General features: G+C 67.6%; 12 protein-coding genes. 7 read left to right on the forward strand and 5 right to left on the reverse strand.

Going from position 1 to position 13,176, the window contains the following annotated elements; all coding sequences use genetic code 11:
- Window positions 1-18 precede the first annotated feature (18 nt).
- Complete coding sequence (locus tag ACIQTX_RS04310; protein ID WP_402969333.1) at window positions 19-993, forward strand: amidohydrolase family protein; 975 nt, start codon at window positions 19-21, stop codon at window positions 991-993.
- Between the two features lie 273 nt (window positions 994-1,266).
- On the opposite strand, the gene ACIQTX_RS04315 is transcribed toward ACIQTX_RS04310, so the two are convergent.
- The 3 genes from ACIQTX_RS04315 to ACIQTX_RS04325 form a co-directional block, all read right to left on the reverse strand.
- Window positions 1,267-2,265: a DUF559 domain-containing protein gene (locus tag ACIQTX_RS04315; protein ID WP_402969336.1), complete on the reverse strand. Its 999-nt coding sequence runs from the start codon at window positions 2,263-2,265 to the stop codon at window positions 1,267-1,269.
- Between the two features lie 365 nt (window positions 2,266-2,630).
- Window positions 2,631-3,380 carry an SDR family NAD(P)-dependent oxidoreductase gene (locus ACIQTX_RS04320; protein ID WP_402972952.1) on the reverse strand — a complete coding sequence of 250 codons (750 nt, stop codon included), beginning with the start codon at window positions 3,378-3,380 and terminating at the stop codon, window positions 2,631-2,633.
- 5 nt (window positions 3,381-3,385) lie between these two features.
- Window positions 3,386-4,246 (reverse strand): fumarylacetoacetate hydrolase family protein, encoded by an 861-nt coding sequence (locus ACIQTX_RS04325; RefSeq protein WP_402969339.1) that lies wholly within the window; start codon window positions 4,244-4,246, stop codon window positions 3,386-3,388.
- 123 nt (window positions 4,247-4,369) lie between these two features.
- Here ACIQTX_RS04325 and ACIQTX_RS04330 point away from each other — a divergent pair, with 123 nt between their 5' ends.
- Window positions 4,370-5,665 carry an L-fuconate dehydratase gene (locus ACIQTX_RS04330; RefSeq protein ID WP_105528650.1) on the forward strand — a complete coding sequence of 432 codons (1,296 nt, stop codon included), beginning with the start codon at window positions 4,370-4,372 and terminating at the stop codon, window positions 5,663-5,665.
- Window positions 5,652-6,638, forward strand: coding sequence for an aldo/keto reductase (locus ACIQTX_RS04335; RefSeq protein WP_402969342.1), 987 nt, complete (start codon window positions 5,652-5,654; stop codon window positions 6,636-6,638). The genes ACIQTX_RS04330 and ACIQTX_RS04335 overlap by 14 nt, the downstream gene beginning before the upstream one ends.
- Window positions 6,639-6,655: 17 nt before the next feature.
- Here the strand turns inward: ACIQTX_RS04335 and ACIQTX_RS04340 are convergent, their stop codons facing one another.
- A complete protein-coding gene (locus ACIQTX_RS04340) occupies window positions 6,656-7,657 on the reverse strand; it encodes a LacI family DNA-binding transcriptional regulator (RefSeq protein WP_402969345.1) in 1,002 nt (333 codons plus the stop codon).
- A 196-nt stretch (window positions 7,658-7,853) separates the two neighbouring features.
- On the opposite strand from ACIQTX_RS04340, the gene ACIQTX_RS04345 reads away from it, so the two are divergent.
- The 4 genes from ACIQTX_RS04345 to ACIQTX_RS04360 all read left to right on the forward strand — a co-directional run bounded on the left by ACIQTX_RS04345 (window position 7,854) and on the right by ACIQTX_RS04360 (window position 12,651).
- Window positions 7,854-8,723, forward strand: coding sequence for a sugar phosphate isomerase/epimerase family protein (locus ACIQTX_RS04345; protein WP_402969348.1), 870 nt, complete (start codon window positions 7,854-7,856; stop codon window positions 8,721-8,723).
- A 233-nt stretch (window positions 8,724-8,956) separates the two neighbouring features.
- Window positions 8,957-10,459, forward strand: coding sequence for a sugar ABC transporter ATP-binding protein (locus ACIQTX_RS04350; RefSeq protein WP_402969351.1), 1,503 nt, complete (start codon window positions 8,957-8,959; stop codon window positions 10,457-10,459).
- Entirely contained in the window at window positions 10,459-11,493 is a 1,035-nt protein-coding gene (locus tag ACIQTX_RS04355) for an ABC transporter permease (RefSeq protein WP_028500777.1), read from the forward strand. The genes ACIQTX_RS04350 and ACIQTX_RS04355 overlap by 1 nt, the downstream gene beginning before the upstream one ends.
- A 156-nt stretch (window positions 11,494-11,649) precedes the next feature.
- Window positions 11,650-12,651: an ABC transporter substrate-binding protein gene (locus ACIQTX_RS04360; RefSeq protein ID WP_105528654.1), complete on the forward strand. Its 1,002-nt coding sequence runs from the start codon at window positions 11,650-11,652 to the stop codon at window positions 12,649-12,651.
- Window positions 12,652-12,858: 207 nt separating this feature from the next.
- On the opposite strand, the gene ACIQTX_RS04365 is transcribed toward ACIQTX_RS04360, so the two are convergent.
- Window positions 12,859-13,155, reverse strand: a complete 297-nt coding sequence (locus tag ACIQTX_RS04365) for a putative quinol monooxygenase (RefSeq protein ID WP_402969356.1) — start codon at window positions 13,153-13,155, stop codon at window positions 12,859-12,861.
- Window positions 13,156-13,176: the final 21 nt, after the last annotated feature.

The following is a 13,176-nucleotide window of genomic DNA, read 5'->3' on the forward strand; positions in this document are numbered from 1 at the left end:
CTGCGGCAGGATAGGGCCATGCGCGTTCTCGATTCACATCTGCACCTCTGGGATCCGGAGGTTCTGACGTACACCTGGCTCGAAGGCCCGATGGCGTACCGCTTCGCAGACCTCGAGCTCGAGCACGCCCGCCTGCAGCAGGCCGAGCCGGAGACGTGCGTGTTCGTGCAGGCCGAGACCGTCGAAGACGACTTCCTCGACGAGGTGCGCTGGGTTGCAGGGTTGGCGCCGGCGCTGGGGGTCGTGGGCATCGTCGCCGGCATCCGTCTCGATCGGGGAACCGACACCGTCGCCCACCTGGAAGGTCTCGCGGCTGAGCCCCTCGTCGTCGGCGTGCGACACAACCTGCAGGGCGAGCCCGACGGACTCGCCGTCTCGGCGGCGTTCGTGACCGGTGCACGGGAGGTCGCGGCCCGTGGCCTGACCTTCGACGCGTGCGTGCGGGCCGACCAGCTCCCGGAGATCGCCCGTTTCGCCGGAGCGATCCCTGAGCTGCAGATCGTGCTCGACCACCTCGGCAAGCCCGCCGTCGGCACCGCTGCGGCTCCGCTCGCTCCCTCGGCGGAGTGGGCGCGTGACCTCGCCGAGATCGCCCGCCATCCGCACGCCTCCTGCAAGCTCTCGGGGCTGCCGGGTGAGGCCGGAGGGGATTGGAGTGCCGAGCAGCTCGAGCCGTTCCTCGACGTGGCCGCGGATGCCTTCGGCGTCGAGCGGCTGATGTGGGGGAGCGACTGGCCCGTCTCAGCGATCGGTCCGGCCGAGCCCGGCGACCCGCACGCGCCGGAGGATGGCTCTGCGACCTACCAGCCGACCGCACGATCGCGCTGGGCTGATGCCGTGATCGCCTGGGCGGAGTCGCGAGGCCACGACCTCGACGTGCTCCTGTGGCACAACGCCGAGCAGTTCTACGGCACCGACAAGCCGCGGCAGGTGTCACCTGCTGAGGTTCCGCGCGCCGGCATCCGGGGGTGGCTCCGCGGCCATCGCGGCTGAGCGTCGTCCCGGCTGAGCGTCGGTCTCGGCTGAGCGTCGGTCTCTGTGGTTCCGGTCTCTGTGCATCCGGTCGCAGTTGTTGCTGTGGGGCGTCGGTCTCTGTGCTTCCGGTCGCAGTTGTTGCTGTGGGGCGTCGGTCTCTGTGGTTCCGGTCGCAGTTGCTGCTGTCCGGGGGTCACTCTCTGTGGTTCCGGTCGCAGTTGTTGCCGCGGAGCCGCCTCCGAGGCGGCGCCAACTGCGACCGGAACGCGCGGGGGTGTGGGCCGGGCGGCGTCAACTGCGACCGGAAGCGATGCCGGGCGAGCTGACGAGAGCACGTCGGATTCGCAGGATCAGGTCGTCCGGGCGCGCGATGAGGACGCTGGTGACCTCGATCACTGTCCAGCCTGCGGCCCGAAGCGCCTCGATCCGCTCGACATCTGCGGCGTAGCGCTGGGCGTGCCGGATCCCCTGATACTCGATCGCGACCTTCCGGGCCGGATACGCGAGGTCTACGCAGGCGAGGAACCGGCCGTCGTCATCAAAGACATCGACGTTGAGCTCCGGTTCAGGCAGGCCTGCCCACACGATGTGACACCGCAGCGTGGATTCGCGCGCAGACCAGGAGTCCTCGCGGATGAGTTCGATCGCCTGTCGAAGACGGCTGGCGCCGACGCGGCGTCCGAGTTCGACCGCGCTGCGTAGACGTTCCACCGTCGAATAGGAGGCCTTGCCTGGATCCGGTCGTCCGTATCCGACCCGCCAGACGCGACAGAAGTAGTCACCGAGGGCGACGAGGTCGAGCAGGCTCCAGGTTCCGAGACCGGCGAACGTCAGCTCCGGGCTGGCGACCGTCAGTCCAGATGGGTGGAGAAGACGGGCAGCGGGTGCGCGAAGTCGATGAGCTCGTACTCCGTCCGCGCGGACAAGAGGCCCAGAACCGAGGGTGGTGACGTGCACCGGGAGTGTGCGCCCGTCGGCGGGCTGTCCGTCAGTGAGGGCCAGAGGTATGGGACCGCCCCAGATCGCGACGGCGCTCTCGTGGCTGAGGAACTGACCCGAGCGCAGCCGAGGGCCGTACTCGTGCGCGCGGATGCGTCTCTCGACCTGTTGCCGCTCGAAGGAATCGAGTTCGTCGCGAACGGTAGCAGTTCGCGCCAGCCGCCGAACGCCACGGAACGGAGTCTCGAGGTCGCCCCTCCGCAGGCGGCCGGCGTTGATTCCAGCATCCAGCGCCTGTCGCACGGAGAACGACGCACCGAGATGTGCGGGAAGTGGGCGAGACGGAGTCATCGCGCCACGATCGCAGGATTGCACGGTCGCTGCTGCGGCTTTCCACAGGTGGTTCGGGTGCCGTGCTTCCGGTCGCAGTTGCTGCCGTCCGGGGTCGGTCTCGACGCTTCCGGTCGCAGTTGCTGCTTTCCACAGGTGGCTCGAGTGTCGTGCTTCCGGTCGCAGTTGCTGCCGTGGAGCGGGCTCCGAGACGGCGTCAAGTGCGACCGGAACGTGCGGGGGCGGCGCCAACTGCGACCGGAAGCCGGAAGCGCGACCGGAACCCGGAACCCGGAAGCCGGACCCCGGAACCCGGACCCCGGAACCCGGACCCCGGAACCCGGAACCCGGAACCCGGAACCCGGAACCCGGAACCCGGAAGGGTGCTACTCCGCGCGCAGGCGCAGCTGGGCCATGCCGCCGTCGACCTCGATGAAGGTTCCGGTGGTCGAGCCTGCTGCGGGGCTCACGAGGTATGCGACCGCGGCGGCGACCTCGTCGGGGCTGACCAGGCGTCCGTGCGGCTGGCGCGCTTCGAGGGCCGCGCGCTCGGCGGCGGGGTCGGCAGCCGAGTCGAGCAGTCGGCCCACCCACGGGGTGTCGGCGGTGCCGGGGTTGACCGCGTTCACACGGATGCCCTCGCGCAGGTGGTCGGCGGCCATCGCACGGGTGAGGGCCGCGACGGCACCCTTCGACGCGCTGTAGAGAGCGCGCTGCGGCAGTCCCGTCGTCGAGGCGATGGACGCCGTGTTGCACACCGCGGCCGACGGAGACTCCCGCAGCCAGGGGAGGGCTGCCGAGGTGACGCGGGCGATGCCGGTGACGTTGACCGAGAGCACGCGGGCCCACTCGTCGTCGTCGTTCGCCGTGATGTCGCCCTGCGCACCGATCCCGGCGTTGTTGACGACGATGTCGATGCGTCCGAACTTCTCGGCGACGGCGGCCACCGCGGCGTCGACGCTCGCGCGGTCGGAGACATCGGCCGTGAAGGCGGCGAAGGCGGGGTCGGCCGCGGCGGTGTCGCGGTCGAGGACGGCGATGGTCGCCCCGTCGGCGTGCAGGCGCTGTGCGATCGCCGCGCCGATTCCGGATGCTCCGCCGGTGACGATCGCCACCAGTCCGTCCAGTCCGTTCAATGCGCTCACTTCTGGGCCTCCCATGCCACGAATTCCTGCCGCTGACGGCCGAGGCCGTCGATCTCGATCTCGACCACGTCGCCGGCGGCGAGGTAGGGGTACTTCCCCGACAGGGCGACGCCCTGCGGGGTGCCGGTGAGGATCAGGTCGCCCGGCTCGAGCGTCACGTACTGCGACAGGTGATGCACGATGTGCTCAACCGTGAAGATCATGTCGCTCGTGTTCGAGTCCTGCCGCGGCTCACCGTTCACGAAACTGCGAAGGCCGAGCGCCTGGTGGTCGACCTCGTCAGGGGTGACCAGCCACGGGCCGGTCGGGTTGAAGCCGGGGGCGATCTTGCCCTTCGACCACTGTCCTCCCGACACCTCGATCTGGAACGCCCGCTCGGAGACGTCGTTCGCGGCGACGAAGCCGGCGACGTGCGCGAGCGACTCCTCGGGGGAGTCGAGGTACGAGGCGCGGGTGCCGATCACGATGCCGAGCTCGACCTCCCAATCGGTCTTCTCGCTGCCGCGGGGGATCGTCACGGAGTCGTTCGGGCCGACGACCGTGTTCGGCGTCTTGAGGAAGAGGATCGGGATGGTCGGCGGCTCCGAGCCCGACTCGGCGGCGTGGGCCGCATAGTTCATGCCGATGCAGATCACGGCGCTCGGGCGGGCGATCGGGGCGCCGATGCGCATCGATGCGGCATCCGCGAGCTCCGGAAGCTCTCCGGCTTCGCGGGCGGCTGCCACGCGGGCGACGAAGTCGCTCTCGAGGAAATCGCCGTTCACATCGGATGTTACGGAGCGGAGGTCGAGGTGTCGGTCGCCCTCCACGAGGACGGGGATCTCATTCCCGGGGGTGCCGAGCCGCGCGAACTTCATGTTTCTCCTGATCGGTCGGGAGGCCGCGACGACGCGGCCGGTCTCGTTGACAGTATAGACATCGGATGTTTACACTCCAAGAGATCCGCACGGAGAAATCACCCGTGCATGGAGAGGAATCCCGTGAGCCGTATCGTCGCCCTCGACACCACCGACATCCGCTTCCCCACGTCCCTGAGCCTGGACGGTTCGGATGCGATGAACCCCGACCCCGACTACTCGGCCGCGTACGTCATCGTGCGCACGGATGCCACTGACGACATCGAGGGCCACGCCTTCGTCTTCACGATCGGCCGCGGCAACGACGTGCAGGTCGCGGCGATCGACGCGCTCGCCGGTCACCTGGTCGGGCGCGAGATCGAGCCGCTGCTCGACGACATGGGCGGCACGTTCCGCGACATCATCGGCGACTCGCAGCTGCGGTGGCTGGGGCCTGAGAAGGGCGTCATGCACATGGCCATCGGCGCGGTCATCAACGCGCTGTGGGACATCAAGGCCAAGCGCGCGGGGCTCCCGCTCTGGCAGCTGCTGGCCCGGATGACGCCTGCGGAACTCGTCGACCTCGTCGACTTCCGCTACCTCACCAACGCGCTCACCCGCGAGGATGCCCTCGAGATCCTGCGGGCGGCCGAACCCGGTCGCGCGGAGCGGGAGCAGCAGCTGCTCGCGACCGGATACCCGGGTTACACGACGAGCCCCGGCTGGCTCGGCTACTCCGACGAGAAGCTCGAGCGCCTGGCCCGCGAGGCCATGGCCGACGGCTTCACGCAGATCAAGCTCAAGGTCGGCGCCGACCTCGACGACGACATCCGACGCTTCCGCAAGGCCCGCGAGGTGTGCGGCCCCGACTTCCCGATCGCGATCGACGCCAACCAGCGCTGGGAGGTGTCGGAGGCGATCGAGTGGGTGAACGCGCTCGCCGAGTTCCACCCCGCCTGGATCGAGGAGCCCACCAGCCCCGACGACGTGCTCGGCCACGCCGAGATCGCCCGTGGTGTCGCCCCCATCCGTGTCGCGACCGGCGAGCACGCCCAGAACCGCGTCATCTTCAAGCAGCTGCTGCAGGCCGAGGCGATCTCGGTCATGCAGATCGATGCCGTGCGCGTCGCCGGAGTGAACGAGAACATCGCGAACCTGCTGCTCGCCGCCAAGTTCGACGTGCCGGTGTGCCCGCACGCGGGCGGCGTCGGCCTGTGCGAGGCCGTGCAGCACCTGTCGATGTTCGACTTCGTCGCGGTCACCGGTACCCGCGAGGGCCGCATGATCGAGTTCGTCGACCACCTGCACGAGCACTTCGTCGTGCCCACCGACATCCAGGGCGGCTCTTACATGGCGCCGACCGCGCCGGGAAGCGGCATGGAGATGAAGGCCGACAGCATCGCGACCTACACCTGGACGGGTGCGCATGTCGGCGCCTGATCTGAGCGGAGTGCCTGACCGCCTGGCGGTTCCCACGCTGGGCTACGGTGCCGCGAACGTCGGCAACCTGTTCCGCCCGCTGTCCGACGACGAGGCCTGGGCCGTGCTGGATGCGGCGTGGGAGAGCGGCATCCGCTTCTACGACACCGCGCCGCACTACGGCCTCGGGCTCTCGGAGCGTCGGCTCGGGGCCTTCCTGCAGACCAAGCCGCGGGGCGACTACGTGCTCTCGACCAAGGCCGGGCGCCTGCTGCGGCCGAACCCCGAGCGCACCGGCGGCCTCGACACCGCGAACGACTTCCACGTGCCGGACGACCTGCAGCGCGTGTGGGACTTCTCGGCGGAGGGCATCCGCACCAGCGTCGAGGAGTCCCGCGAACGCCTTGGCATCGAGCACATCGACCTGCTCTACCTGCACGACCCCGAGCGGCACGACCTCGACCTCGCGCTCGCCGAAGCCCTTCCGGCCATGGAGCAGCTGCGCGCCGACGGCGAGGTGACCGCGATCGGCATCGGCTCGATGGTGTCGGATGCTCTCGCCGCTGCCGTGCGCTCGGCCGACCTCGACCTGATCATGGTGGCCGGCCGCTACACGCTGCTCGAACAGCCCGCCGCGGTCGACGTGCTCCCCGCGTGCCGCGAGACCGGGACCGGGATCGTCGCCGCTTCGGTGTTCAACTCCGGGCTGCTCGCGTCGAGCGAGCCGCGTCGCGACGGGCGCTATGAGTACGGGCAGCTTCCGGACGAGCTCTGGGACCGACTCCTCCGCATCGCCGCCGTGTGCGCCGACCACGGTGTGCCGCTGCCCGCTGCGGCGATCCGGTTCCCGCTGCAGTCCGACGTCGTGCGCTCGGTCGTGGTGGGTGGCAGTCGTCCGGCGCAGTTGCAGCAGAACGCGGAGTACGCCGCGCTCGAGATCCCGACGGCGCTGTGGGAGAACCTCGCCGCGGAAGGGCTCATCCCCGCGACCTGAACCGGTGGTTCCTCCGCTCAGCGACCGACGGTCGATTCCCGCACGATGAGCTCGGCGGGGAACGGCGTCGTCGCGGGTGGTGGAGCCGTCGGGTCGGCGAGCTGCTGCAGGAGGGCGGCGCCTGCGGCTCGGCCGATCTCGTAGCCGGGCTGCCGCACGCTCGTGAGCGGCACGACTCCCTGGTGCGCGTGGGCGACGTCGTCGAAGCCCACGAGTGCTATCTCCTCCGGCACCCGGACGCCGTGGCGCAGCAGCTGCGTGAGCACCCCGAGTGCGACCAGATCGTTCGCGGCGAACACCGCGTCAGGGCGCTCGGACGCCGGCATCGCGATGATCTGCGCGCCGGCATGCAGGCCGTCTTCGGTCGCCAGGTGCGGGACGTCGATGACCGACACGGTCGCGTCGGTGCCTGCCACTGCTTCCCGGAGCCCGGCCAGGCGGTCGTTCGACTGACTCACCGCCGGGCTGCCGAGGAACAGGATGCGCCGCCGGCCGAGTTCCACGAGATGCTCTCCGGCGAGTCGCCCGCCGCCGCGATCGTCGAAGAGGACGGAGGCGACCTTCGACGAAGCGCGGATCGGGCCCACGACGACCGAGCGGATGCCGCGGTCGGCGAGCGCTTCCAGACGCGGGACCACATCGCCGAGCGGGTAGATGACGATGCCCTGCACCCGGTGCGCCTCGAACATGTCGAGGTTGCGCCGCTCCTGCGCGTCGTCACGGTTGCTGTTGCTGAAGAAGAGCGACCAACCGCCCTCGCGTGCCACATCTTCGACCCCGCGCGAGAGCTCGTGGAAGTAGGGCAGCCACGCGTCGAGAAGGATGAGTGCGAGGGCCTTGCTCGACCCTGCGCGCAGCTGCCGTGCCGACTCGTTGGGCACGAAGCCGAGCTGCTCGATCGCCGCCCGCACCCGTTCGCGGCTCGCAGCTCCGAGCACATGCGGGTGGTTGAGGTAGTTCGACACGGTGGAAGAGGAGACCCCGGCGAGGGCGGCGACGTCTTTGACGCTCGCTGGCATGGTGCTCCTTCATCGTCGCCGCGTCGATCGGGGTTCCGGACCGCGTCGGCGGCCTCAGGATATCGGACGAGTTGCAACGTGCCAAGAAAGTTCTTGACAGGGCTTGCCCGCTCGACGTAGCGTGACTCGCACACCGGACTTGCAACGTGCCAAGTCTGAACGGCGACGGTGCCGCACACCCGCTGTGAGAGGTCTCATGAACATCGGCTGCCACGGGCTCGTCTGGACGGGGAACTTCGATGCCGACGGCATCCGTCTGGCGGTGCAGAAGACGAAGGAAGCGGGTTTCGACCTCATCGAGTTCCCGCTGATGGATCCGTTCTCGTTCGACGTCGCCGTCGCGAAAGACGCGCTGGAGGAGTACGACCTCGCCGTCAGCGCATCGCTCGGACTCTCGGAGGCGACGGATGTGACCAGCTCCGACCCCGCGATCGTCGCGGCGGGTGAAGCACTCCTGATCAAGGCCGTCGACGTGCTCGCAGACCTCGGCGGACAGCACTTCTGCGGGGTGATCTACAGCGCCATGAAGAAGTACATGGAGCCCGTGACCGCCGAGGGGCTCGCGAGCAGCAAGGCCGCGATCGCCCGCGTCGCCGACCATGCGGCCGAGCGCGGAGTGTCGGTCTCGCTCGAGGTCGTGAACCGCTACGAGACGAACGTGCTGAACACCGCGCGTCAGGCCCTGGCATATGTCGCCGAGGTCGATCGGCCGAACCTCGGGATCCACATCGACACGTACCACATGAACATCGAGGAGTCGGATATGTTCGCGCCCGTCCTCGACGCCGCCCCCGCGCTGCGCTACGTGCACATCGGCGAGAGTCACCGTGGCTACCTCGGTACCGGCACCGTCGACTTCGACACGTTCTTCAAGGCCCTCGCGCGCATCGGCTACGACGGACCGATCGTGTTCGAGTCGTTCTCGTCTGCGGTGGTCGCTCCTGACCTCAGTCGGATGCTCGGCATCTGGCGGAACCTCTGGAACGACAACGTCGAGCTCGGCGCCCACGCCAACGCGTACATCCGCGACAAGCTCGTGGCGGTCGAGTCGATCCGGTTCCACTGAGACCGATCCGGGGCGGATCCGGGGCGGATCCGGGGCGGATCCGGGGCGGATCGGGGGCGGATCGGGGGTGGAAGATCAAGATGTCATTACAGGTCTTCCCATTCCCGTCGACCTTAGATACATTTAGATACAACTTGCGCTTCCCGTAGCGTAGGACGCAGAATTGATCCGATGTTTGCGACGGAATGATCCGTCGACATCGAAGCAGAACCTTCAAGGAAGCAGGTGAGCGCATGAGTGGACCCATCCTCCGGGTCGAGGGGATCAGCAAAGGATTCCCCGGCGTGCAGGCGCTGAAAGACGTGCACCTCGAGGTGCACGCCGGCGAGGTGCTCGTGCTCGTGGGCGAGAACGGCGCCGGCAAGTCCACGCTGATGAAGATCCTCTCCGGGATCTACACCAAGGACGAGGGCACGATCACGTTCGAGGGCCGCGAGGTCGAACTCACCGGGCCCCTCCAGGCACAGGAGCTCGGAATCACGATCATCCATCAGGAGCTCAACCTGATGCCCGATCTCACAGTCGCGCAGAACATCTACGTGGGGCGCGAACCCACCACGGGCCCGTTCCTGTCGGAGCGCAAGTTGAACGCGCAGACCGCCGAGCTGCTCAAGCGCCTCGACATCAACCTGAACCCGCGACAGCTCGTCGGCGAGCTCACGGTGGCCGAGCAGCAGATGGTCGAGATCGCCAAGGCCCTGTCGTTCAACGCCAAGGTCCTCATCATGGACGAGCCGACCTCCGCGCTCACCGACACCGAGGTCGAGACGCTGTTCGTCCTGATCGAGCAGCTCAAGACGCGGGGCACCGGGATCGTCTACATCTCGCACCGCATGGACGAGCTGCGCCGTCTGGCCGACCGCGTGACCGTTCTACGAGACGGCACATACATCGGATCACTCGACAAAGCCGACATCACCATCCCGACGATCATCGAGATGATGGTCGGGCGCGCGATCGACGAGGGAACCCGGCCGAAGGCCCGCGAGCACGCGAACGACCCCGTGGTGCTCGAGGTGGAGGGGCTGTCGACGAAGAACCTCCTGAAAGACGTCTCGTTCCAGCTGCACAAGGGTGAGATCCTCGGTTTCGCCGGGCTCATGGGTGCAGGGCGCACCGAGACCGCGCGTGCGGTGATCGGTGCGGACCACCGCGACGGCGGCACGATCGCCATCGGCGGACGCCAGGTGCGCATCTCCCAGCCGGCGGATGCCGTGCACCACGGTCTCGGTTACCTCTCGGAAGACCGCAAGCTCCTCGGCCTCATGCTCGAGCAGGATGTGACGTTCAACACCGTGCTCGCCTCTCTCGGCTCCTACGCCAACGGGATCGGCTGGATGGGCGACAGCAAGGCGAAGAACCGCACCAAGGAATACGTGCAGCAGCTGCGCGTGAAGACGCCATCGGTCAACCAGGTCGTCAAGCTCCTCTCCGGAGGGAACCAGCAGAAGGTCGTCATCGCCCGGTGGCTGATGCGCGACTGCGACATCCTCATCTTCGACGAACCGACCAGAGGGATCGACGTCGGCGCGAAGGAAGAGATCTACCGCCTGATGCAGCAGCTCGCTGACGCAGGCAAATCCATCATCGTCATCTCATCCGAGCTCCCGGAGATCCTCCGTGTGGCGAACCGCATCGCGGTCTTCGCCAACGGCCGCATCACCGGGACGCTCCGCAACGAGGAAGCAAGCCAGGAGAAGATCATGCAACTCGCAGCCCACGGGGAGGAAGACTGATGAGCGCTCCACAGCAGCCCGGATCGTCGACGACGACGATCATCCAGACCGCGGTGAACGAGAACACCGATAAGAGAGACGTCGGCGCGTTCCTGAAGCGCCAGCTCCAGCAGTCGCTGGCGTTCGGCACACTCATCGTGCTCGTCATCTTCTTCTCGATCGCCAGCCCGAACTTCTTCACCTTCAGCAACATCGCCACGGTGCTGCTGTCGACCGCCGTCATCGGCATCCTCGCCCTCGGCACGACCTTCGTCATCATCACCGGCGGCATCGACCTGTCGATCGGCACCGGCATGGCGCTGTGTGCCGTGATGACGGGTGTGTTCGTGACGAATATGGGACTCCCGGTCTGGGTCGGCGTGATCGGCGGTGTGTTGACCGGTGTGCTGATGGGGCTCGTGAACGGCGTCAACATCACGTTCCTCCGCCTGCCCCCGTTCATCGCCACCCTCGCGATGATGATGATCGCCGGTGGCCTCGCGCTGGTCATCTCCAACGTCTCGCCGATCTACTTCTCCACCTCGGCGCCCGACTTCAAGAAGATCGCCCTCGGCGTGATCATCCCCGGCATCCCCAACGCCGTGCTCATCACCGCCGTTGTCGCGATCATCGCCTGGCTGGTGCTGTCGAAGACCCTGCTCGGACGGTACACGTTCGCGATCGGCTCGAACGAAGAGGCCACACGCCTCTCGGGCGTCAACACCCGTCGTTGGACGATCCTCATCTACATGTTCGCCGGCGCCTTCACCGGTATCGCGGGCATCGTGATCGCCTCCCGTCTCGACTCGGCGCAGCCGCAGATCGGCACCGGATACGAGCTGCAGGCGATCGCCGCCGTCATCATCGGTGGCACCTCGCTGCTGGGCGGACGCGGATCCATCCTCGGCACCGTCATCGGCGCGCTGATCATGAGCGTGCTCGTGAACGGCCTGCGCATCATGTCGATCCAGTCCGAGTGGCAGAACATCGTCGTCGGCATCGTCGTGCTGCTCGCGGTCTTCCTCGACTCGCTCCGCAACCGACAGCGCACCTGAGATCTGGACGGCGGCGAAACCCGTGCCCGTCGTCGTCCTCCGGCCCCGGCCGAATCCCGCGGAGCGATCCGCACAGGCACCTGGAATGCACACAGCGCCGGCTCGTCCGGCATCCACACAGAACAAACCGATTCGTACCCAAACAATGGAGTTTTCATGAAATTCGGGAAGAAGACCGCATTCGCGGCCCTCGTGGCCGCATCCGCACTGGTGTTCGCCGGCTGTGCCGGCGGTGGCGGCGACGTGATCGACGAAGGCTCGAGCAGCGGCGGAAGCAGCGACGGCGAGATGTACATCGCGCTCGTCTCGAAGGGCTTCCAGCACCAGTTCTGGCAGGCCGTCAAGAAGGGCGCAGAGGACAAGGCCGAAGAGCTCGGCGTCAAGATCACGTTCGAAGGTCCCGCGGCCGAGACCGAGATCGCCGCTCAGCTCGAGATGCTGACCGCCGCGATCGACAAGAACCCGGATGCCATCGCCTACGCCGCCCTCGACCCCGAGGCGTGCGTCGCCCCGCTCGAGCAGGCCAAGGCGAAGGACATCCCCGTCGTCTACTTCGACGCTCCCTGCAACGGTGACGTCGGGCTCAGCCTGTCGGCCACCGACAGCAAGGTCGCCGGTGCACTCGCGGCCGAGCACATGGCCGAGCTGATCGGCGGCGAGGGCCAGGTCGCGATCGTCGGCCACTCGCAGATCAACTCGACCGGTGTCGAGCGTCGCGACGGCTTCGTCGACAAGATCAAGGCGGACTACCCCGACATCGAGATCGTCGACATCCAGTACGGTGACGGCGACCACCTCAAGTCGGCTGACATCGCCAAGACCCTGATCGCCGCTCACCCCGACCTCAAGGGCATCTACGGCACCAACGAAGGCTCGGCCATCGGCGTCGTGAACGCCGTGAACGAGCTGGGCCTCGAGAAGGGCAAGATCACGATCGTCGGATTCGACTCCGGCGCAGCGCAGATCAACGCCATCAAGGACGGCACCATGGCCGGCGCCATCACGCAGGACCCGATCGGCATCGGCGCACAGGTCGTGCAGGCCGCGTACGACGCCGCGAACGGTGAGTCGGTCGAGAAGTTCTACGACACCGGTTCGTACTGGTACGACAAGACCAACATCGACGACCCGAAGATCGCGGCAGTCCTCTACGAGTGACACCGCTTTCATGAAGAAGCCCCTCACCTTCGGGTGGGGGGCTTCTTCGTGTCCCGGGGGCGTGTGCCGGATGTCGGGAGGAATTCCGGATGCGGGGGTGGACGCCGGCGATTCGTCCGACATGCGTGCACGCTCCCGACAGGTGAACGAGTCGGACTGGCGATGCCCGCTCGCGGGACCACCGTGCAACGTAGTGCAGGTCGCCGGTCAGAGGCGGCGGAGGAAGGTGAGCTGCGATGACGGTTCGACGATGAGCTCCTGCAGCGCCGCGTTGAAGGGGATGCCTGCGGGGGCATCGATGTGCGCCTGGAAGGCCGCATCGTCGCGATAGACCTCGTAGACGAAGAAGCGGTCGGGGTCGTCGACGAGCCGGGTCGCATCGAAGACGACGTTGCCCTCCTCGGCGCGCACGACCTCGGCGAAGTCGCGCAACAGGGCCGCCACACGGTCGCCCGTTCCAGGCTGGGCGGTGAAGGTGGCGTGCAGGATGGTCGGCTCGGACACGGTGTCTCCTCGGGGGTGTCG

This window comes from Microbacterium sp. NPDC090281, assembly GCF_044769635.1.
GTDB lineage: Bacteria > Actinomycetota > Actinomycetes > Actinomycetales > Microbacteriaceae > Microbacterium.